Genomic DNA, 21,091 nt, shown 5'->3' with positions numbered 1-21,091 from the left:
GTAGATCAACGAATCTTGGATCTCTTTATGTGCCCCATGCACTATTGAGACTCTATGTTGATATATTTCTCTACGAGCATAAGTAACTCAGTGTCTGTAAATGGTTTTGTTAAATAATCTGTAGCCCCGACCATCCTAGCTTTGACTCGATCAATAAATCCATCTTTACCAGTGAGCATGATAATTGGTGTGAGCCGAAATGCTGTTGAATGTCGCAGCATGGCGCAAACCTCGTGCCCCTCCAATTCCGACATGGCAATATCGCATAAAATTAAATCCGGTTTGAGTTGAAAAACCAGACTCAGTGCCTCTAAAGGATTGGTGAGAGCGATCGCTTCATAACCTTGTGGTTGTAAGATCGAATTTATAGTCTCACCGATGGCGATCGCATCGTCAATACATACTATCCGCCCCTTGTGTTTTCCTTTCAATTCCCAGCTATCAGTGTGGGCCTCTGTTTTTTTTGTAACTGAATATACTAGTTGTAACCAACTCTGTTGCACATATGGATATATTGCCTTAGCGACTGTCAAAATGTCTCGGTTGAGATAGCGAGCCAGTTGACGCAAGGATGTTTTACCATCAGCCCAATGTTGTAGCTTACTTACGGTTGCTTCTGGTAGTGAAGATTGTAGCTGAACTTTGTCAGATAGCACTGGCAATTGTTCGGGTGACTGAATGTGTGGATACAGTTGCTTCCACTCTTGCACCTGCTTCGTAATTTTTGTAACAAATGGAGCAATCTCGAAAGTGTTTAATTGCGGGGCAAGTGCCGCACCCTGATGGAAAATGAAGTTACCTTGGTGTAAACTCAGCAGGTCAAAAAGGGTTTCATGCACCAAGCCGTGAATGATACTACCAGCTATCTTGGGGTTGATAATATTCCGCTCCAAGAGTGCCCAAAGATAGGCATACTCTGGTGAGTCGGTTGATGGTAGAGAGGCAATTTGTTTGTCGGTGAGTTGCATCTCAACTCGGTAATGACGTAAATAATCGCTAATTCTGGATAAATTACTATTGCCTTCTTGACAATAGATAATTTGACCATTGAGAAAAAAGACGAACCAAGACTGTTGTTTGGCGCGATATTTGCTTGCTCCGTCTCCACCCAGTTTGTTGTTATGGTGAGAGCTAGTAGCTCTCACCCATAGTTGCCCAGTTCGCTGTCCCAATTCAATCAATTGCAGGATACTGCAAATATCAATTTCATTTAAATTTCCCTGCATTTATCTAAAAAGTACTCCTTAAGTATTGCTGAATTGTGAATTATGACTTCTTCTTTAAGTTAAGTATTGATTATGGGGTACTGGAAATATTTTTACTCTGTTTTTTATTGTCATTAGGGAATACATTAAGCTATAAACCTTAATCTTTCGTAATACACTTCGACAAAGCTAGTGTTAACACGGAAGTCATCATCACTGTCATCAGTACAAAATATAAAGGCGCGACCAACTCGCTTTTATAAGTATCAAGACGTAACATCTCGCGTCTATAGTTTTGTCTGTCTTGTTCTCCTAAACTTCGGTTCAGTGAGACAAGTTAACAGAATTATTTAAGGTATATCCCAAAACATAAACTTTAAGTGCATCAATAAAGGACTAACGGTGTGCTGTATTTAGCAGAAGTACAAAAACAGAAAGGTGGTTTACTCAGTGGCGGTGCCAAAACCGAACTGAAACTGCTAGCTTGCCAGCGAACTGACCAGAATTGGAGTACTGTGTCGGAAGAAGTAATTGCCGCTGAGGACGCAAGCAAATTAAATGATGGTGCTTTGGTACTGGTTGAACTGAATCCGAATCGTCAAGTGCAGCGGATTCAAGAAGCAGGACGGCCACTAGTCAACATTTTGCAGAATTTTTCCCGCCAATTGGAGAAATTTAAGCTCAAGGAAGATGAGATTGATCAGTGGAAGCAATCGCTGACGTTTCAGGCGCAAGAGTTGAATCGCCGTGAAATGGACATGGAAGTACGCTCAGAACAGTTGCAACAATTAGAGGATGAGTTGCAACAACTAGAGGAGCAAAAACAGGAAGTTGACACATCCCGCCAGGAAATTGAACGGTTACAAACAGAAGTTGAACGCAACCGCCTAGAATTGGAAGGCGCTTGGGAGCATTTGCGGGGTGAGCAGCGTCGCCTGGAGGAGCGTCAAGCGGATTTCCAACAGGGGACGGTTTTGGATGAGGAGCAAAGTCGGGTAATGAGTGAGTTGCTCGATCGCTTGTCTAGTCGTGTTGCTCCCACGGAGACAGTAAGAGAACACCTGCATCTGGCCTTTGAATTGATCGAAAAGCAGCAAGCTACTCTTACCCCCCACTGGCAAAAACTGGAGGAGGAAAAAACTGCGATCGCACAACAGCAACAAGAAGTTGAGCGCTTGTCACAAACCTTTAGCGATCGCCAAAATGCATTGCAAGAATCACAAAATTCTCTAATTCAGCACACAGCCCAATTGCAGATAAATACAGCAGACCTTAGCAGCAAGCAAGAGTATGCTCGGATAATTAAAGAGCAGTTACGAAATGCCGAAGAGTTATATCAACAGATTCACTCTTTGGCTGCAACGTCTGGTGGTGTGGTTCTCGGCCAGCAAGCTGATGTAGAAGCTTTGGAGAAAATGCCTTTAGAAGAACTACAAAAGATAGTCCAAGACTTGCAGCATAAGTTAGAAATAGACGCTACCTTTGTTCACGATCAAGAACAAGAACTGAAATATAAACAAGAAGCTATAGAAGAACTCCAAACTAAAATAAATCACGCATCTGACCATGACCACATGAATTTGGAACTGGAACTAACAGATGAAAAAGACCTCTATCAGATGCTAAACTCCAGTTTGGTGGGACAACGCCGCAATATGCTACAGCATCAGAAGTTTCTTAAGCAACACCAAGCTGTATTGCTACGGCGACAAGGACATACTGTTGTTGATGAAGAAGAGGGTAATAAAGTTAATTTAGAACCGATTCTGTTACAAATTGAAACCCAGCGACAACAATATTCACAGGAAATCCAAAAGCTGGAACGTGAAATTGAGCAGATTCGTTCTGGTATTGAGCTAAATCAGGGAATGATTGACAATCAAACCCACGATTTGGATGAGAAGCGCCAAGAACTGAAAGCGATCGAAGAAAATTTGCTATCTCTACGAAGAACAACTGCTGAATGTTGTGGTCGGGTGGATCTTTATCAAGAAACACTACAACCAATTCAGGATTCTCTTGATGGCTTACGGCAAAAGCTGCAAGGGATTGCAGAATCTTTGGATCAATTCCAGGAAACTGGTGATTATCAAGTTCAAGCGATCGCACAGTTGCGCCACACTCTCCAAAGTTTAATGCCTCAGCCAGAATTATTAGCATCTTAACAAGTTAGGAGTGATGAGTTATGAATTAAAAAAATTCCTAACTCATAACTTTTAACTATTTCAAATAAATCCAGTCGCCTTCTAATTGAGCGATCGCACCACCAGGAAATGGATCGGTTTGCGATCGGTTTGGCGCTATAATTAGAGCCGTTAATTTTTCGATATGTTCAAAACTTGGGGCATCAGTCAGTATTTGCTGCAACACCTGACGCATCACCCGACGTTGCAGTGCCAATGGTGCTTTCTGCAATACCCGACGATTTAACCTTAAGGGAAAAGGAGCAATAAGGGAATCTTCTTCATGCCCAATGTCCATCGCCTTTTCTCGAAACTGCTGGGCAGCTTTTTCTAAATATTCTACTTCCGCTTGGAGAAGTTCTGCTGTTTGGGCTAAGGCTGATTCTACTTGAGGATTGAAATTTTCCCGCAAATATGGTATTAACTCTTGGCGAATGCGGTTGCGGGCATATTGCAAATCTTGATTGGTGGAATCTTCCCAAATTGGCAATTTAAACTCTTGGCAAAATTGCTCTGTTTGTGAGCGAGTAATTTCTAACAGTGGACGCACTAGCATAATGCTTGTAGTTAGGGGACGTTGCCAAGTTAGGGCTTGTAAGCCATCAGCACCAGTACCGCGAATTAAGTTGTAGAGGAGAGTTTCGGCGCGATCGCTTGCGGTGTGTCCTGTAACTATATATTGATAATTATTTGTTTGCGCGATCGCACTTAAAGCTTGATAGCGCCAATCGCGTGCAGCAGCTTCACTATTTATAGGTTCGTTTGCTGTTTCTAAATAAAAGGATATATCCCAAGTTTTAGCTAAATTCTCGACGTGATGAGCATTAGCTTCGGAGTCAGAACGCCAGCGATGATCACAGTGAGCAATACCTAAATCCCATTCCCATTTGGATTGTAAATCTAAAAGTAATTTGATTAAACACAGAGAATCCTGTCCGCCAGAGACAGCGATTAATAGACGCTGGTTGCGTTCAAATAAGTGGCGCGATCGGATGGTGCGATGGATTTTCGCGTGTAGAGGAGTCCATACCATTTTTAGAACTTCTCATAGTTTTTGGATTTGACTTGCAGCTACAACTTGTTTAACAGTTAACGCCAGTTCGGGGAAAGTAGTAGAGATAATACGATCATTGCCCGTAAACTTTTGAACTTGGTATTGACCCTCAACCAATTGGTAAACAAAAACCGTGGGGAGTTTGGGATTACCAAGATAAGCACGAGAAGCGATCGCCAGATAATCTACAATCCAATACTCAGAGATACCGAGTCGCTGATACTCATCTAGCTTGTCAACGTAATCATCATCCCAGTTTGTTGAGGTGATTTCTACAGCAAGTTGAATCGGTTCAATCAGCGCACCATAGGCTAGAACATTAGTATTCCACTGTGATGCATTAACTACACCTACATCTGGATTTCTACCTCGTTCTTCCCCAGTATCAGTAAACGTCCTAACAATGATATCTTTATCAGCAATATAATCTAGTCCCAAGCGCCTAATTTCATCATTGAAGCCAAGCATTAAAAACCTTGCGACATTCTTATGCGCTCTAGTTGGCTCCACTGGTATAATCTCTCCATTGATCAGTTCGTAAATGCCACCATCAGGGTATTGCTCTAGAAACTCTTCAAAAGTTAGTTTTTTAACTGGAGTCTGAACCATATTGTTCACCTGCTAAAAAAGGACTTAAAGTAATTTGTAATTGATAATGACGCTCCTACATTGCTAACGTAATTCGTAATTTTTGAAAGTCAGATTCAATCTGGATTTCCAGGTTTGCGTCTGTTGCCTTATTTTAGGCAATTCTTGCAACACAAAGTAAATAATTTTGCAATACTCTCTGCGTCTGACTTTTCACGGCATCTAGAAAACCTCTCTCTAAATCTCTCTCCTAAAAGGAGAGAGACTTTGAATTTTCCCCCCTTCCCGCATCGGGAAGGGGGTTAGGGGGTTAGGTTTTTGGTGGACTTTTCCACATAACCTGAATTGTCATTCTCTGCGTTTGTGCGTGAATCTTATCCCAAATTCAAGGGATGATATACAGAATCTTGGATAAATTCACAGGTAACTTTATGGCAGAAATTCAAATTGGAATCGAAGGTGAAAGCGCACCAGCAGCAGCCGAGGCTTTGCTAGAAATTCCTGGAATATCGGGAAGCTATGAAGTTCCGACGCAAAGAGAGGGAACTCTCGCCGCCATCGCTACTATTATTGGCATTGTGGGTGGTGCTGTGGCTTTAGCTGAACAAATTCGCAAATGGTATCAAGAATGGCATAAATCTCATCCAGGTAAGCAATTTGATGTGGTAATTCTTGACCCTGAGACTGGAAACAGGATTTTACTCGAAGAAGCTACCATAGAGGAAATCACGGAAATCCTCAAATCTATCAGCAAATAAGTGCAAACTATCCGCATTCAACTTCGGGAAAGTACGCAGGAAACAGTTGAACTCAGGTATTGGCTACCTCAAATAAAGCACTATGAATCACGTCGTCTGAAATTAGCAGAAATCGCTGATTTCCTCAAGCAAGGTGAACGAGATTACTATAAACTGCTGCCCAATTTACCAGGAATCGGGCAGCAGTTATTTTTTTGGTTGGATGGCGATGGACGCTGGTTGAGTCGGGGAATTGCTAACTGTCGCGCTGAGGGGTTGGTAATTGCCATTGATACCGATCAAAAATTGGCGCATTTACCTTGGGAAGTGCTGCATGATGGTGAGGATTTTTTGGTGAAGCGGGTTAATCCAGTGGTGTTACCTCTGCGCTGGATTGAGAAAGAAACTGAAGGGTTTTCTGTGGAAGCACGACAATTGCGAGTATTGTTTATGGCAACCGACCCGGAAGATGTGGAACCAAAGTTAGAGTTTGAACAGGAAGAGGCGAGAATTCTGGCTGATACGCAAGATTTTGCTGTTGATTTGCGGGTGGAAGAAAGCGGTTGCGTTAGCGAGTTGGGTAAGGTGTGGAGTCGCTATCTGAATGACTTTGATGTGTTTCACCTCACAGGACACGCGTCAATTAAAGATGAAGCACCTTACACCCCTTACTTTATTACTGAGACAGAAATCGGCGATCGCCACGAAACCACAGCCGCAGAACTGGCGGAAGTCTTCCGGTTTCGCTTTCCCAAATTGGTGTTTTTATCTGGGTGTCGGACTGGACAAGGAGCAGATAAAGGGGCTGTCCCTTCAATGGCTGAGGCGCTAATTGCCCAAGGTGCTAGGGCTGTTTTAAGTTGGGGGCGGCCTGTGGAAGATCGGACAGCCACAGCCGCCGCCGCGCACCTCTATGGGAAATTGGCAGCCGGATATCAATTAGCTGAAGCACTCGCTAGCACTTACCAGCAGTTGTTTAAACAGAATGTGCGTGACTGGCATTTGTTGCGGTTATATGTCCAGGGAGAATGTCCCGGTGCGTTGGTGGGTGTGTTGGGAGATGTGCCACCCTCTGCGCCGGAACCTGCTTATGAACAGTTTTTAGATCCCGATACCCAACTGGTGCGGGTGGCGAAACCCTCTGAGTTTGTTGGCAGACGGCGGACTTTGCAACGTTGTCTCAAAGCTATTCGCACTTCATTAGGGGTACTAATTCACGGACTGGGGGGTGTGGGTAAGAGTACTGTGACGGCGCGACTTCTGGAAAGGATGGTTGGCTATCACAGGCTGGTGAATTTTCGGCAACTCGATGAGGACAAACTGCTCAAAAGCCTTGCTGAACAATGTACCTCGGAACGGGGGCATGAAATTCTCAATGGCAAGTTACCGTTGATGCAGCGCCTCACCAAGTTTTTCACTGAAGGACTGAATACCAAAGAACAGCGCTTTGCCTTTGTGCTGGATGACTTTGAGGCTAATTTGGAATTACGCAATGGGGTTTATGTCTTGCAACCACAAGTTGTGGATGTACTGCTGGCGTTGCTGAAGGCGATGCAAAATTCCCAACTTCCCCACAAGGTAATTATTACCTGTCGCTACAATTTCACATTGTCGGAACTTAATCATCGTCTGTACCGCGAACCTCTGGGTGCTCTGGGTGGGGCAGATTTAATTAAAAAGTATAATCGTCTGGATTCGTTTAATGGCACTTTGGGTATTGATGCAGAATTGCAGAAACTCGCCAAAAAAGCAGCAGATGGAAATCCTCGCCTGTTGGAATGGTTGGATAAGATTCTTTCTGAAAATATTACAGATAATCTCGCCACAATCTTAAAGAAGATGGAAGTGGCAGAAGAAAAATTCCGCGAGGATATTTTGGCTGAGGAATTGCTGAAGCAGCAAACTCCAGCTTTGCGTCAAATGCTGGGGAAGTTGTTGGTATATGAGTTACCTGTTCCTCTAGCTGCTATTTCCCCGATTTGTGAGGATATCTCAAGTTGGGAAAGTCATAAGCAACGCGCTGAAATTTTGGGTTTGTTGGAAGTTACCTTCACCAACAACACAGAGAGGTTGTATCGTGTTCCCCGGATTTTGTCACCGTTGCTTGAGTTTCCAGAAAACCCCAAAGGTGAAGAGTTGTATAAACAAGCTGCACAAATTTTGTATCGTCTGTGGTGGGAAGAGGCGGAAGGTGCGACGGAAGCACAAATGTTAGAAATTCATCGCTTGGCGTTGCTGGGGAAGGATGGAGAAATTGCGGCGAAAATAGCTAGTTCATTGGCGGAATACTTGCGGAATCAAAGTCGATTTCGGGAAGTAACACATCTGTGCAAATCAACCTTAGAAATTACTAAAAACCATAGTGTTCTCAAAGAGATTGCTTATTGTGAACACCAAATGGGTGAGGTTGATCAAGCATTAAACTATTACGAACAAGCTTTAAATCTTTGTCCCGCAGAAGACGAACAAGAACTAGCATCAATTTATCATTGTTTAGGGATGCTAAAAGCCAACAAAGGGGAAGTGGATGAAGCGATCGCACTCTATAACCACTCTTTGGAAATAAAAGAACGCATCGGTGATGTCCAAGGCAAAGCGGCGACGTTGAACAATCTGGCAATGATCTACGCCAACAGAGGGGAAGTGGAACAAGCGATCGTACTCTACAACCAGTCTTTGGAAATAAAAGAACGCATTGGTGATGTCCAAGGCAAAGCGGCGACGTTGCACAATCTAGCAAGTATCTACGCTGACAAAGGGGAAGTGGAGCAAGCGATCGCACTTTTCAATCAGTCTTTGGAAATAACTGAACGTATTGGAAATGTCCAAACGAAAGCGGCAACGTTGCACGAACTGGGACGTATGTACGCCAACAAAGGTGGAGTGGAGCAAGCGATCACACTTTTTAATCAGTCTTTGGAAATAAAAGAACGCATTGGTGATGTCCAAGGCAAAGCGGCGACGTTGCACGAACTGGGACGTATCTACGCCAACAAAGGGCAGGTAGAGCAAGCGATCGCACTCTATAACCACTCTTTGGAAATAAAAGAACGCATTGGTGATGTCCAAGGCAAAGCGGCGACGTTACACCAACTAGGACGTATCTACGCCAACAAAGGGCAAGTGGAGCTAGCGATCGCACTTTTCAATCAAGTCCTTGAAATTGATGAACGCATTGGTAATGTCCAAGGCAAAGCGAAGACGTTGCACCAACTGGCAGGTATCTATGCCAGAAAAGGGGAAGTGGAGCAAGCGATCGCACTTTTCAATCAGTCTTTGGAAATAAGTGAACGCATTGGAGATGTAAAAACTAAAGCGGCGACGTTGCACCAACTGGCAATTATCTACGCCAATAAAGGGGAAGTGGATTAAGCGATCGCACTTTTCCATCAGTCTTTGGAAATAAAAGAACGCATTGGTTATGTCCAAGGCAAAGCAATGACTCTGTGGTGGTTAGGAGATTTGGCAGAACAACAGGGTGAATACACTAAAGCGATATCCTATTTGCAACAAGCTTTAGAGATTTTGCAGCGATTGAAGTCACCGTATGCTGAAAGGTTGAGGGCGAGTCTTGAGAGGGTGATGGGTAATTCGTAATTCGTAATTCGTAATTACTGAAAGATTTTTGTTTCACGCATTTGCCTTTAGGCGTTCCCGCAGGGTAGGCGCAGAGGTGCGAAGAAGAAGGCAAGAGTGTGAGTTAAGTAAATGAAAACTGCTGTAATGAGTCTTTGATACTTGCGTGTGAATCTCTTAGCTTCGTGAGTGAACCTTTGAGCTTCGTGAGTGAACCTCTGAGCTTTGCGCGAGAACCTCTGAGCTTCGTGAGTGAACCTTTGAGCTTCGTGAGTGAACCTCTGAGCTTCGTGAGTGAACCTTTGAGCTTCGTGAGTGAACCTCTGAGCTTTGCGCGAGAACCTCTGAGCTTCGTGAGTGAACTTTTGAGCTTTGCGCGTGAACCTTTGAGCTTCGTTGATTACAGAACTTACATACTCAGATCCCCTTAAAAAAGGGGCTTTGAACGTTCCCGCCTTTTTAAGCTACGGTGTATACACAAGTCTTATCAAGTTGCCTAGTAGCGTTTCGATCCCCCCTAGCCCCCCTTAAAAAGGGGGGAACAAGAAACAAAGTCCCCCTTTGTAAGGGGGATTTAGGGGGATCAGGGTTTCAGGCTTCAGTGCGTCAGTCCTAGATTAGTCTTTACTAGCAATTCAGGACAGAGAATCAGGATCTATGCCGAGCGATCGCAATCTTTCTGCTAGGAGATTAGCACGTTCTTCTGATGTTAAAAAGCGTTTTCCTTCCGCCTTATACCAATACAACCACTCGCGCGTAATCCCTAAATACGTTCCTCGTTCGATGCCAATTCCTAAACTTATTTCTGGCAACCAAACTGGATTACCATCATGTAATTCATAAACATTATTAACTAATTTGTAAACTTCTAAACGTGGCTTACGGCGACGAAATGGGTTGTAAACTACATAATACAAAATTCCCAATCTTGCATACTCTGCTTTCTTAGTCGAGTACTCACCACGATATGTCTTAGATACCACTTCCAGCGCTAATATCGGTAGTTTCTTTTCTTCCCAAAGCACATAACTGGGACGGAGATTTTCATCATAAAATCGCTCAACGCCCAGACTCAAAAATCCATCTGGTACTATTGGCGGTAAGTCTGGGTCATAATAAATACCCATATCTACGCCAAAAAACCAATCCATGCGTTCTGGCCAAGCCATTGCCAGAAGCGCTTTAAGTAAACCGGGAATCAAGTCTTGTAATTCGTTATCCACTGGCGTATCGTCAGAGTCTGGCAGTTCCTCAGATGACGGCAAACAAGCTAATGGATCGTACTTTAGCATGATAGGTTTACTCTTCCTCAGTTATTAGTACATCTTTATTTTATTAATGAATTTTGATAGCAATTCAGCACATCCTAATTTTATTTACAAATATCGAGAAACTCAAAACCCCGACTTCATAAAGAAGCGGGGTTCTTTTGCTCGTTGGATATTAATTTTCCACTTGTTTTAGTTTTTGAAAAATTTCATCAAGTGGTGACTCAGATTCATCAGGACAAAATTCTAAAGCAAGTCTAACTTTTCCTTTTTTCCATCCTAAAGTACTAAATTGTAAAACTTCACAATTTAATCCTTGGGTATACAAATTTACTTCATCTGTTTCTTCTGCTCCAATAAATTCCTTAATTGCTGTAATCAAATCACGGACTTTAAATGTTTTAGCAATATTTAACTTATTAAAAGTGTCTGGTTCTATAGACACAACTTCATCATGGTTTAGTCTCTCGAATCCATCTTCCATAAAAATCTCCTGTCAATAAATCTATATTTTCTAGAGATATAACAGTTCATCCGAAATAAAATGATGTTTTTATAGATTTAGTGTTGCTCAAATAAAAATTCAGTAATAATTTGATGTCCGGTAAATTAGCCTATAATTCTCGCGTTACCCCTCCCCAACCCTCCCCTTAGTAAGGGGAGGGTTCGCGGCAGCGCGGGTGGGGTAGTTTTATTTAAACGGTTCTTAAAAAAACCAACCGTAAGAATGCAAACCTTTACCCAAAAGATTTACACCGAGATAGCAAACCCAAACCACAAGCAAGCCCGTGGCGGCTAAAATGGCGGGACGACGCCCTTGCCAACCGCGAGTAATTCTGGCGTGGAGGTAGGCGGCGAACACTAACCAGGTGATTAATGCCCAAGTTTCTTTCGGGTCCCAACTCCAGTAAGAACCCCAGGCTTCGTTAGCCCAAACGCCACCGGCAATAATGCCAATTGTCAGCAGGGGAAATCCTAGCCCGATGATGCGATAGCTGATATTGTCGAGGGTTTCAGCAAGGCTAAGGCGCTGGGGTGAAAGAGGTTCAGCAGATGCAACGGCTGGAGATTCAGGGCTAGTTACTAAATTCAAAACAGCAGTGTTACCGTTACCGTTGCCGTTGCTACTACTTTCAAAACGGGCAAAGCCATTATTTTCGGCAGAAGGGGCTGATGGTTGAGAAATTAGTTCAGATGCTTTGTGCAAGCGGTAGCCGTTGCTGCGATAGCCACCAGTACCTACAGAACTACCTTGTAGTTGGATGTTTTGACCACGAGTGACAATTAAGAAAGCGATCGCTAATAATGAACCCACCATCAAAGCAGAATAACTCAACATCATGACGCTGACATGCATCATCAGCCAATTTGACTTCAATGCAGGTACTAAGGGTTCTGACGCTTGCATCTGGGATGGTAGTGTCATAGTAGCAAAAGCAGCGATCGCCATTGCCACCGGAGCTGTAGCAACTCCTACTAAGCGGCTACGGCTACTACTTTCAGCAATCAGATGGACTGCGGTAATTCCCCAAGTTAAGAAAAACAGAGATTCATAGAGATTACTTAAGGGAAAGTAACCAGCTTCGATCCATCGTGCCCCTAGTAAAGTCGCTATGCACAAATTTGCGATCGCCATCCCAGCTGTCCCCAAAGCGGCTAGATAAGGCAGATTTGGAAAAGCCGCTCCTCCCCAATACACCAGCATTGTCAGGAATAATATGGCAAAGGACGCATTGTCCAGCCAGTTCTGGAGTACAACCAGATTCATAAAGTGTTCTCTCCGTGGATGATTTAAAATATGGATTCTGACTGTTCTGATCCTATATGCTTAGAGGGTCATGAAACAGGTTAAAGCTAGGAGTTATGAGTTATGAATTAATAATTTTTAATACCATTTCTTTTTAAGCTTGCTAAAGATGATACCGCTCTGAGGTAAAGAAACACCAGCCTCGAAGATTGATGTATAGCAAGATTTTTGAGAATTGGTACAACTCCTAACTCCTAACTCCAAATTCCTAACTCCAAATTCCTAACTCCAAATTCCTAACTTTTCAAATTGCTGTTATGGAGAAGTAGTAGATGGTGTAGCAGAACTGCTCTTATTACTTTCTGGACTAGGCAAAGCAGTCGAGTTCCTAACTTTTTTGAGTGAGATAAAAATGTCGTAACGGTTGCTGCGACTATCGCTGACGGCAGATGTCATCCCAATTGAGCGCGTTGCAGCTAGCAAAGATTGTTGATTGGGAATTAAAGTTGGTAAAGGGAAATTTTTCACAGTTCGTTCAACATCCAGGAAAAATTGACCATTTGCCGGATTTGGTTCTGTAGGAACTGTTTGTTGGAAGGGAAGAGTGCTAGCTAGTGTGTTGTTGGGTTTGGGAACAATTTTATCAGTGATGGGAGCGCCCACTACTAGAAAGGCGACATCTCCATCTAACCAACCGTGGGTGGCGGTTAACGTGCCATAGGGTGATACCCAGTTAACAACGGGTTGACCTGTGACTTTCGCCGGTTGGACTTGGAACTGGTATTGATTTCTCATCACTTCATCGAGCTGTTTTATGGATGTTTCAGCTGATTGGCGATTGCTTGTCTGTACCATGAACAGTAAACCCACACGAAAATCATCTGGTGAACCTTGTTTTGCAGTAGTAGGAATCAATGATAGGGAAAACTCGCCTTTCATCCAACTGAGCAAATCCTTATCTAAATCGAGATCGGTAAGCGATTTTATACCACCTCTGATCTGTTCTGGTGCGATCGGCGATCGCGGATTTCCCTGAGATGTTAAAACATAATCTCCCCACAACCGCTGTAAGTTTCCCCCCGAAAGCATCATTAAGGTTTCCGCTGGTACGCGGCTTTGCATTTTCCCAGCTTTGTTTTCTACCGCCAGCACACGTTGACTATTAGGATTTAGCCAAGAAACGCCCTTGAAGCGAATTCCTTCTGCCTCTAAGGTCATTGTCCCCGCTAAACCTTGGTTATTTTGCAGTTGAGCTAAAACTTGAGCAGGTAAAGGGCGGTTTGGAGAAGTTGCGGCTATTTTGGCTGCTGTTGGCACATTTATGTAAAACTGGCCAAAGGGTTGGTAATTGGCAATTTTTGGAAAATTCTCAGCAAAGCCTCCTGTTGTGGCTAGGGATGTTTTATTTTTGTAGGCATCAATTGCTCGTTCTGTGGCTTTGGGATTATCAGTTATGACTAAAAAACGCCCATCTAGTAAAGCCGCTGAGAAGTTTTCTCCTGCTTGTCCCTCACTTTGTTTAATGGCGATCCCTTGATAAGTACGGTCAATCCATTTGCCTTGTTTAAGGGTTTTGGGTTGTGCCAAAATACTTTTGGCGATTTCTGGGTTTTTCACTGGCAATACCATTACCATCGACTGCTGATCGCTAGCAGCATCTTCATTGGTGGTAACTGGTTTGGGTGCAGGTTTACTGGCTGTTGCTGGAGCAAGAATTGCGATCGTAATGTCATTACCTACCCAAGGAGCGATATCTTTCTGGAAATCATAACCATTACTAGTTAGAAAGCGATCGCGCAATTCAACTAAATTTTTGTCTAGTTCTGCTTGGGTTTCTTTTGTGCCAAACTCCCGCAATTTCTGCCATTGCTGGGGATCTGTTGTCAGAGAAACCGCAAACAGGGCATCACCAGGAATAATATTTGCACCTACTAGCAAATCGCTGGAAGATAGTTGTCTCTGGCTTAACAACCAGTATGCTGCACTCCCTGCACCAATCAATAGCCCAGCAGCCGAGAGCGTCAGCACCAGAGACGGTTTCTTATTTTTATTCATTGGAACAGACACAAGAGGCGGTGCCATTGAAACCTATACCTTATACTTGCAAACTCATTAGTTGTTTGATTGGTTAAGTTAACCAAAAAGTTTCTCGTTATCTAGGGCAGTTAACTGCATAAATTTCGCCATCCTAGACTTTGATGATATTTCCGTAATAAACCTTCCCTACTGTTTCAAAAGCGCTGTTTTAGTGGTTAGTTACCTTTTTTTAACATGCTTTGTTGAATTTCGCAGAATGCTTCTGCGGAAATTCTTAGAGAGTTAAATCCGTCATTTCAGGCACTTTGAGGATATAACTAACTTGGGCATTGCTGCAAGTCATCAGCAACAGACACTACCTTCTATTTACAGAACTCCCATATGTTGTCTTGACTTTATCTAACCTAGATAAATTCAGTATTCGGGATTTCGTATGGTTTACCAATCTTACAAATCAGATAATATTGGTGAATTATAATTTTTCTGAGTTTGTATCATTTCAATGCAAAACAGTTGTTATTTTTGCTGAGGAGCAACTGCTAATTTTTGATTAAAAAAAATTAAAAACTAATTGAGCTTTGAATTAGAGTGTGCTTCTTTGAAAAAGTACACTACGTGCAGCGTCTAGTAGAGAAGCGGTACTAGGCTGCTAAGAACACGTTGGAATTTTTGAATGGTATTATGCTTATGCCTCAGCATTAACAGCACTTAGCTGCATAGACCCCAAATATTTGGTTAGATAAGGCGAAAAAACTTCATAAATTAAGGTCAGTGGCTGTCCATGATGCCAAAACAAGTAATGGCGACCCCAAAAAGGCCCAGTTACATCAAAACCAGACTCTAACGCCGATGAGTCACCGTAATAAATTCCTCGAACATCCCGATACAACTCTGTACGAAGACGAGCTAAACTCGCCCAAATTGGTAATGAACGATTTTGCAAATACTCATCTACATGACTGGCTTCCCACCATGAGGTTGCATAGGCTAATCGCTGACCAGAAGCAGTACGCAGCCACACTTGTCGCCGTAGTCGCGGCCCTGGGACAGCTTCGATTAAGTCAGGAGCACCATCCAAATCCATGCCAATCAATGACATATCAATGACATCTACTTCTACAGGCTCACCTGTAAGCAATTCTAAGTGACGTGTTGGAGATCCGTCACCCAAAAGCATTAGCTGCCAAGCAGGTGCTAGCTGAGTGTGAGGTAAACTTTGTTGAATTATTTCCTCCCCTCCTTGCCAAATCGGAGTGAGGCGATGCCAAGCTGCTGGCAGTGTTAAGTTGTTTGTTGGCGTAAAAGTAATAGTCAATGCTTTTTACAAAACTTCACTTATCTCTATAAAAGCATAAAAAACTAGACCTATACCAATATTAAGGGTCAATAGTCTAAGGTTTTTGACCCTTGACTATTGACCCTTGACTAAACAAGCAAAAATGCGGATGGCGAGACTCGAACTCGCAAGGCAAAGCCACACGCACCTCAAGCGTGCGCGTATACCAATTCCGCCACATCCGCACGGGTTGTCTAAACATAGACTATAGCATAAGAAAATAATTATAGTAAGGTGATATCTAAGTTATATTTCTTAAAAATATAAATTTCCTCAAGGCGGTATCAGGCTGACAGAAATCTAGCATCTGCACAAGTGATATTAAAAAGGGTAGAGCGACAGTGTTCGGCAGGGTGCGATCGCGTACCCACCCGCGGTAGGCAATGTCTACGACGGGCTATGACGCTCGATAGCGCAGCGTAAAGCCTTCTCTACGAGAGGCTTGTCTACGACACGCTGCGCGAACGCCAACGGCATAGCTTCTCTACGAGACGCTACCGCGAACGCTTAGAGCGACGTAGGAGCGTCTGACTCGCTATCGGCGTCGCAAAAGCCCAGTTTGGTAAGCTAGCCACGACTTACAGCAACAATGTTGTTAGTGTAGTAAGACCTGTAGAGGCAGCAAGCCTGCAATCTTAAGTTTGCTTAGAATCAGGGTGGCGAATCTCCTGTGATAATTTGAAATAATGCGAAAGCGTCGTTTCAAGTTGGATCAGAGAAAATGTCAATCTACTGGTAATGATATCGAAACTAAAAAATGAAGTTTGACAAAATATTAATTGCCAATCGGGGAGAAATCGCCCTTCGCATTCTCCGCGCCTGTGAAGAAATGGGGATTGCGACAGTCGCGGTTCACTCCACCGTTGACCGGAATGCTCTCCACGTCCAACTTGCTGATGAAGCGGTTTGCATTGGCGAACCTGCTAGCGGTAAAAGTTATTTGAATATTCCCAATATTATTGCTGCCGCATTGACGCGCAATGCGACAGCGATTCATCCAGGTTATGGCTTTTTGGCAGAAAATGCCCGGTTTGCAGAAATCTGTGCTGACCATCACATTGCTTTTATCGGCCCAACTCCAGAAGCCATAAAGCTGATGGGGGATAAATCCACTGCCAAAGAAACCATGCAAAAAGCTGGAGTCCCGACAGTACCAGGTAGTGAGGGGTTGGTAGAATCTGAGGAAGAAGGATTAAAATTCGCCAAGGATATCGGCTATCCAGTAATGATCAAAGCCACAGCTGGTGGTGGTGGACGGGGTATGCGCCTGGTGCGTTCTGAAGATGAATTTGTCAAACTTTTCCTTGCGGCTCAAGGGGAAGCAGGAGCAGCTTTTGGTAATTCTGGCGTTTATATAGAAAAATTTATTGAACGTCCCCGCCACATTGAATTTCAAATTTTGGCGGATAACTACGGTAATGTTATCCACTTGGGTGAACGGGATTGCTCTATTCAGCGGCGGAATCAAAAGCTACTAGAAGAAGCTCCAAGTCCGGCTCTCGACGAAAACCTGCGTGAGAAAATGGGACAAGCTGCTGTCAAAGCTGCTCAATTCATTAATTACAGTGGGGCAGGTACTATCGAGTTTCTCTTGGATAGATCCGGTAAATTCTACTTTATGGAAATGAACACCCGGATTCAAGTAGAACATCCTGTAACAGAGATGATTACTGGAATAGACTTGGTTGCCGAACAAATTCGGATTGCTCAAGGGGAAAGACTCAAGCTTACTCAAGAGCAAGTAGTCTTGCGGGGTCATGCGATCGAATGCCGAATCAACGCTGAAGACCCCGATCATGACTTTCGCCCTTCTCCTGGGCGAATCAGTGGCTATCTGCCCCCTGGAGGCCCTGGTGTTCGGATTGATTCTCACGTTTACACAGATTATCAAATCCCGCCCTACTACGATTCCTTGATTGGCAAGTTAATTGTTTGGGCACCAGACCGGTCTACTGCTATTAACCGTATGAAACGCGCACTCCGGGAATGTGCCATCACTGGACTACCCACGACGATCGGGTTTCATCAAAGAATTATGGAGACTCCACAGTTTTTGCAGGGTAACGTCTATACAAATTTTGTGCAGGAAATGAACGGCTAGGGGACTGGGGAGTAGGGAAGGAAAGAGGTTATAGGTTACAGGGGACAGGGTTATAATCTGTAACCTGTACCACCTTCCACCATCCGTGCGGATCTCTCTGATCTTAAGTTACAGGGGCAGGGTTATAACCTTTAACCTGTTCCCTATACCCTGTAACCTGTACCCTAATTCACACGAGAGAACATAGTCAGCAATCCTTGTTGACCTAGTAATATTTCTCGCAGCAGACTGAAGATACCAACCAAAATAATAGGTGTAATATCCACTCCGCCTATAGGTTGCACCAGTTTTCGCAATGGCACTAAAAACGGTTCAGTAGGCCAAGCTATTAAATTAAAGGGCAGACGATTCAGATTCACTTGCGGATACCAAGTGAGAATGATGCGAAATATAAATAAAAATGTCATTAGCCCTAAGACAGGGCCCAGAATCCAAGCAGTCAGGTCAACACCAGTCATCGGTTTAAGGTACTATCTATCTGTAAAGAAAGAAAAACTCAGGCGAACGGCAAGCCGCGCTTCGCGAACGCCACAAAATTTTAAGCTTTGTAAAGCACTCTTATCATCATTTTAACTAAATGCTGTGACTTTCTTCGGGAATAAAAAAGTAAACTCGCTCACAGCAGTTACCAAGTTTGGCAGTTCAGAGTTAGAGGCTTCTCAAGAAAGTAATACACTATTAAAATTAGGATGAAGTGTGTAAAAAAAGGTTGAGAAGTATGACGCCTTCTTTAGCAAATTTTCTTTGGAGTCTGTTATGGGGTACTGCAATTGTTGTGATACCCGTTACAGTTGGTCTAATTTTCATTAGCCAAAAAGATAAAATTCAGCGTTCGTAATGCTTATGAGAGTTAATTCAACTCTCATAATCGATTGTCTGTCAGCTATCTACATTTATTGCACCAAAAGCAGCAGTTTTTGAGGCTAATGGCAGTTGTAGATGACAGACATAGGTGTTTTTACTTTTCGGTGAACGGCTTCAGAGCTTCTTTGCCAGAGGCTTTGAAGCTTCAATATATCTTGCCTAATTAGAGTAGTGATTTTAATTGTGACTCGCTAACATAGATTTGATATTGGGAAAACAGCAATGATAAATTTTGGGCTGAACTCAGCCAGTTTTCTGGCTCAGGTAAATTTTGGGGCAAACTCAGCCAGTATTCTAGGAATTTTCCTGGCTGTGGCTGGGGCAGCACTGTATTTTCTCCGCACTGTGCGTCCAGAATTGTCACGAGATCAAGATATCTTTTTTGCGGCAGTCGGCTTGCTCTGCGGCTTCATTCTCGTGTTTCAAGGATGGCGACTAGATCCGATTTTGCAATTTGGTCAACTGCTTTTAGTTGGCACAACTGTATTTTTTGCAGTTGAAAGTATTCGTTTGCGGAGTATAGCTACCCAGCAAGCAAAGCGCAACACTCCGATTGTGGATGATGAGCGAGAGGTAAGCAGAAACTATTCCTACAACGATCGCAGAAAGTATCAGGCTGAAATGGATGCAGACTTAGATCCATTGCCTTATGAAGACGAGGAGGAACGCCCTGTACGTGCCCGGATTCGGGGTAGCAGGGATGAGATTTCAACTCGTGATGACTACTACGAGGAGCAACCACCCCGTCGTTCAGAACGGCGTAACAGCAGCAGTGGCGAAAGACAGGCTCCAGCTGATAGAACACGGCGGCGGACTTCTGGGCGTCCTGTGAATCGCCCTTCTGAAACCTCTGAAGAAGAAAATTGGGGTTCTTCATCTAGGCAAGTTGATGATTGGGAAAGTTCGGGAGGGGAAGTCAGAAAACCTTCTCGGCGTAATAGTAACGGGTCTGGGCGTCCAGAAAGTCGTGAAGATGATGTTGCTCCCAGACCAAGAAGGCGTCGTCCACCCGCTGACTCGGCTTCTCGAAGACCGCGCGAAGATGATGAGGCGATCCCAACTGATTATGTGCCATACAATCCGATTGAAAAGCCAAATCAGGGGCCAGATAATTCGACCGATTTTGATGATGTTTGAAACAGTTTGCACAGAAGTAGGTTTAAAGGCGACGGAAAAAAGTTGAGGTGGAAAAATTTACGCCTACATTTTGGCTCCAAAGACCAATTCATTGGAGCCTAGTTTTTGGTTTAACAAGCTTGCTTGCATCTTGTGGTTCTAACAATATTCCCATAGGGCCTACTTCCCTCAACAGTCGCTACACCGAGGAGCAACCTGCTTTGAGTGGAAATGGGCGCTTTTTAGCGTTTGTATCTAATCGGAATGGTAATCAGCAGCTATTGGTTTTCGATTTGGAAAGGCAACTGTTTATTGGCACACCGGGCATAAACCGAGCGGAGACAATTGCTGAAAGTCCTAGCTTGAGCTATACCGGGCGTTATATTGCTTATATTACTAGCGACCAAGGTAGACCTGTGGTGGCGCTTTACGATCGCGCTACACAACAGTCGCAAATCGTCACACCAACCTATCGCGGCTGGGTCAGAAAACCAAATATTAGCCCAGATGGACGTTATGTTGTTTTTGAAACCGCCAGCCGTGGTCAGTGGGATATTGAAGTCCTAGATCGGGGGCCAAATATTGAGTTAGATATTCCCAACGGTGCAACTGTAAGTTCACCTCCGTAGAAGAGAGGGAGCAGGGGAGCAGGGAGCAGGGAGATGAGGGAGAATAATTAATGCCCGCGCCCCATGCCTAATGTCCAATGCCCAATGCCCAATGCCCCATGCCCAACGCTCAATATATGAAACGTGTTTTTTTTATACCTGCATTTTTATGCTTAAGTTTATTGACTGGATGTTTTGGCTACCCTCGCCTTTTGAGTTATCCCTTTGATCCGGGGGGTCGGAGTCTCAATAGTTTAGCGTCGGAATTAGACCCGGAAATTTCTGGGAGATACATTGTTTTTATTACTGACCGACGGGGTAGCCAAGATGTTTATATGTTTGATACGGTGACTCGTAATTTGGTTGATTTGCCAGGTCTAAATTCCCTTGATGCGATCGCAACTCATCCTAGCGTTTCACAAGATGGTCGTTATGTTGTGTATGGTTCTAGCCGTCAGGGGCGATCGGCTATTTTTCTCTACGACCGGGAAACACGCCAATCACGAAATTTAACTAATAACCTACAAGCTGAAGTCCGCAACCCTACAATTAGCGCTGATGGTAGTAGGATTGCTTTTGAGTCGAGTAACAACGGGCAGTGGGATGTTTTAGTATATGACGGTTATGGGCGACCGTTGAATATACCTCAAGAACCCCGTTGAACTAGAGTT

16 protein-coding genes, 1 tRNA gene and 1 pseudogene are annotated in these 21,091 nt (G+C 43.7%); 8 read left to right on the top strand and 10 right to left on the bottom strand.

Annotated features, from left to right (window positions below):
- Positions 1–41 precede the first annotated feature (41 nt).
- Entirely contained in the window at positions 42–1,226 is a 1,185-nt protein-coding gene (locus tag H6G92_RS05890) for a response regulator (protein ID WP_190891731.1), read from the bottom strand.
- 383 nt (positions 1,227–1,609) lie between these two features.
- Between H6G92_RS05890 and hmpF the strand changes: the two genes are divergently transcribed.
- Positions 1,610–3,370 carry a pilus motility taxis protein HmpF gene (gene hmpF / locus H6G92_RS05885; RefSeq protein WP_190891728.1) on the top strand — a complete coding sequence of 587 codons (1,761 nt, stop codon included), beginning with the start codon at positions 1,610–1,612 and terminating at the stop codon, positions 3,368–3,370.
- A gap of 55 nt (positions 3,371–3,425) precedes the next feature.
- Here hmpF and tilS read toward each other — a convergent pair whose 3' ends face one another.
- Both tilS and H6G92_RS05875 read right to left on the bottom strand, forming a co-directional pair.
- A complete protein-coding gene (tilS, locus tag H6G92_RS05880; RefSeq protein ID WP_190891726.1) occupies positions 3,426–4,421 on the bottom strand; it encodes a tRNA lysidine(34) synthetase TilS in 996 nt (331 codons plus the stop codon).
- Positions 4,422–4,433: 12 nt separating this feature from the next.
- The gene (locus H6G92_RS05875) at positions 4,434–5,051 is read right to left on the bottom strand and encodes a Uma2 family endonuclease (protein ID WP_190891724.1); all 618 of its coding nucleotides are present in this window, start codon (positions 5,049–5,051) and stop codon (positions 4,434–4,436) included.
- 410 nt (positions 5,052–5,461) lie between these two features.
- Here H6G92_RS05875 and H6G92_RS05870 point away from each other — a divergent pair, with 410 nt between their 5' ends.
- Together H6G92_RS05870 and H6G92_RS40195 are read left to right on the top strand one after the other, a co-directional pair.
- The gene (locus H6G92_RS05870; protein WP_190891721.1) at positions 5,462–5,788 is read left to right on the top strand and encodes a hypothetical protein; all 327 of its coding nucleotides are present in this window, start codon (positions 5,462–5,464) and stop codon (positions 5,786–5,788) included.
- A pseudogene (locus H6G92_RS40195) lies at positions 5,789–9,364 on the top strand (tetratricopeptide repeat protein).
- Between the two features lie 614 nt (positions 9,365–9,978).
- Here H6G92_RS40195 and H6G92_RS05855 read toward each other — a convergent pair.
- The 6 genes from H6G92_RS05855 to H6G92_RS05830 all read right to left on the bottom strand — a co-directional run bounded on the left by H6G92_RS05855 (position 9,979) and on the right by H6G92_RS05830 (position 15,916).
- Positions 9,979–10,635: a Uma2 family endonuclease gene (locus H6G92_RS05855; protein WP_190891714.1), complete on the bottom strand. Its 657-nt coding sequence runs from the start codon at positions 10,633–10,635 to the stop codon at positions 9,979–9,981.
- 151 nt (positions 10,636–10,786) lie between these two features.
- Positions 10,787–11,095, bottom strand: a complete 309-nt coding sequence (locus H6G92_RS05850; RefSeq protein WP_190891711.1) for a KGK domain-containing protein — start codon at positions 11,093–11,095, stop codon at positions 10,787–10,789.
- 222 nt (positions 11,096–11,317) lie between these two features.
- Positions 11,318–12,379 carry a c-type cytochrome biogenesis protein CcsB gene (ccsB, locus tag H6G92_RS05845; RefSeq protein ID WP_190891709.1) on the bottom strand — a complete coding sequence of 354 codons (1,062 nt, stop codon included), beginning with the start codon at positions 12,377–12,379 and terminating at the stop codon, positions 11,318–11,320.
- A 294-nt stretch (positions 12,380–12,673) separates the two neighbouring features.
- The gene (locus H6G92_RS05840; protein WP_190891707.1) at positions 12,674–14,440 is read right to left on the bottom strand and encodes a DUF3352 domain-containing protein; all 1,767 of its coding nucleotides are present in this window, start codon (positions 14,438–14,440) and stop codon (positions 12,674–12,676) included.
- A 640-nt stretch (positions 14,441–15,080) separates the two neighbouring features.
- The gene (locus H6G92_RS05835; protein WP_190891704.1) at positions 15,081–15,710 is read right to left on the bottom strand and encodes a chorismate lyase; all 630 of its coding nucleotides are present in this window, start codon (positions 15,708–15,710) and stop codon (positions 15,081–15,083) included.
- 125 nt (positions 15,711–15,835) lie between these two features.
- Positions 15,836–15,916, bottom strand: a tRNA-Leu gene (locus tag H6G92_RS05830).
- 572 nt (positions 15,917–16,488) lie between these two features.
- Here H6G92_RS05830 and accC point away from each other — a divergent pair.
- Complete coding sequence (gene accC / locus H6G92_RS05825) at positions 16,489–17,832, top strand: acetyl-CoA carboxylase biotin carboxylase subunit (RefSeq protein WP_190891702.1); 1,344 nt, start codon at positions 16,489–16,491, stop codon at positions 17,830–17,832.
- A gap of 164 nt (positions 17,833–17,996) precedes the next feature.
- Here accC and H6G92_RS05820 read toward each other — a convergent pair whose 3' ends face one another.
- Positions 17,997–18,290: a YggT family protein gene (locus tag H6G92_RS05820; protein ID WP_190891699.1), complete on the bottom strand. Its 294-nt coding sequence runs from the start codon at positions 18,288–18,290 to the stop codon at positions 17,997–17,999.
- Positions 18,291–18,550: 260 nt separating this feature from the next.
- Here H6G92_RS05820 and psbX point away from each other — a divergent pair, with 260 nt between their 5' ends.
- The 4 genes from psbX to H6G92_RS05800 all read left to right on the top strand — a co-directional run bounded on the left by psbX (position 18,551) and on the right by H6G92_RS05800 (position 21,082).
- Positions 18,551–18,670 (top strand): photosystem II reaction center X protein, encoded by a 120-nt coding sequence (psbX, locus tag H6G92_RS05815; RefSeq protein WP_012412183.1) that lies wholly within the window; start codon positions 18,551–18,553, stop codon positions 18,668–18,670.
- Between the two features lie 248 nt (positions 18,671–18,918).
- Positions 18,919–19,833 carry a Ycf66 family protein gene (locus H6G92_RS05810; protein ID WP_190891697.1) on the top strand — a complete coding sequence of 305 codons (915 nt, stop codon included), beginning with the start codon at positions 18,919–18,921 and terminating at the stop codon, positions 19,831–19,833.
- Positions 19,834–19,880: 47 nt separating this feature from the next.
- Positions 19,881–20,441, top strand: a complete 561-nt coding sequence (locus tag H6G92_RS05805) for a TolB family protein (RefSeq protein WP_190891694.1) — start codon at positions 19,881–19,883, stop codon at positions 20,439–20,441.
- A gap of 116 nt (positions 20,442–20,557) precedes the next feature.
- Positions 20,558–21,082, top strand: a complete 525-nt coding sequence (locus H6G92_RS05800) for a TolB family protein (protein ID WP_190891992.1) — start codon at positions 20,558–20,560, stop codon at positions 21,080–21,082.
- Positions 21,083–21,091 lie beyond the last annotated feature (9 nt).

It is taken from the genome of Nostoc foliaceum FACHB-393 (genome assembly GCF_014698505.1).
GTDB classification, from domain to species: Bacteria; Cyanobacteriota; Cyanobacteriia; order Cyanobacteriales; family Nostocaceae; genus Nostoc; species Nostoc foliaceum_A.
Note: the sequence above shows the minus strand (reverse complement) of the source record. Positions and strands in the feature narration are given on the sequence as shown.

Excerpts from the sequence above, each read along its gene's own strand:
- H6G92_RS05890 (WP_190891731.1), bottom strand. The coding sequence starts at position 1,226 with ATGCAGGGAAATTTAAATGAAATTGATATTTGCAGTATCCTGCAATTG.
- tilS (WP_190891726.1), bottom strand. The coding sequence starts at position 4,421 with ATGGTATGGACTCCTCTACACGCGAAAATCCATCGCACCATCCGATCG.
- H6G92_RS05875 (WP_190891724.1), bottom strand. The coding sequence starts at position 5,051 with ATGGTTCAGACTCCAGTTAAAAAACTAACTTTTGAAGAGTTTCTAGAG.
- H6G92_RS05870 (WP_190891721.1), top strand. The coding sequence starts at position 5,462 with ATGGCAGAAATTCAAATTGGAATCGAAGGTGAAAGCGCACCAGCAGCA.
- H6G92_RS05855 (WP_190891714.1), bottom strand. The coding sequence starts at position 10,635 with ATGCTAAAGTACGATCCATTAGCTTGTTTGCCGTCATCTGAGGAACTG.
- H6G92_RS05850 (WP_190891711.1), bottom strand. The coding sequence starts at position 11,095 with ATGGAAGATGGATTCGAGAGACTAAACCATGATGAAGTTGTGTCTATA.
- ccsB (WP_190891709.1), bottom strand. The coding sequence starts at position 12,379 with ATGAATCTGGTTGTACTCCAGAACTGGCTGGACAATGCGTCCTTTGCC.
- H6G92_RS05840 (WP_190891707.1), bottom strand. The coding sequence starts at position 14,440 with ATGGCACCGCCTCTTGTGTCTGTTCCAATGAATAAAAATAAGAAACCG.
- accC (WP_190891702.1), top strand. The coding sequence starts at position 16,489 with ATGAAGTTTGACAAAATATTAATTGCCAATCGGGGAGAAATCGCCCTT.
- H6G92_RS05820 (WP_190891699.1), bottom strand. The coding sequence starts at position 18,290 with ATGACTGGTGTTGACCTGACTGCTTGGATTCTGGGCCCTGTCTTAGGG.
- psbX (WP_012412183.1), top strand. The coding sequence starts at position 18,551 with ATGACGCCTTCTTTAGCAAATTTTCTTTGGAGTCTGTTATGGGGTACT.
- H6G92_RS05810 (WP_190891697.1), top strand. The coding sequence starts at position 18,919 with ATGATAAATTTTGGGCTGAACTCAGCCAGTTTTCTGGCTCAGGTAAAT.
- H6G92_RS05800 (WP_190891992.1), top strand. The coding sequence starts at position 20,558 with ATGAAACGTGTTTTTTTTATACCTGCATTTTTATGCTTAAGTTTATTG.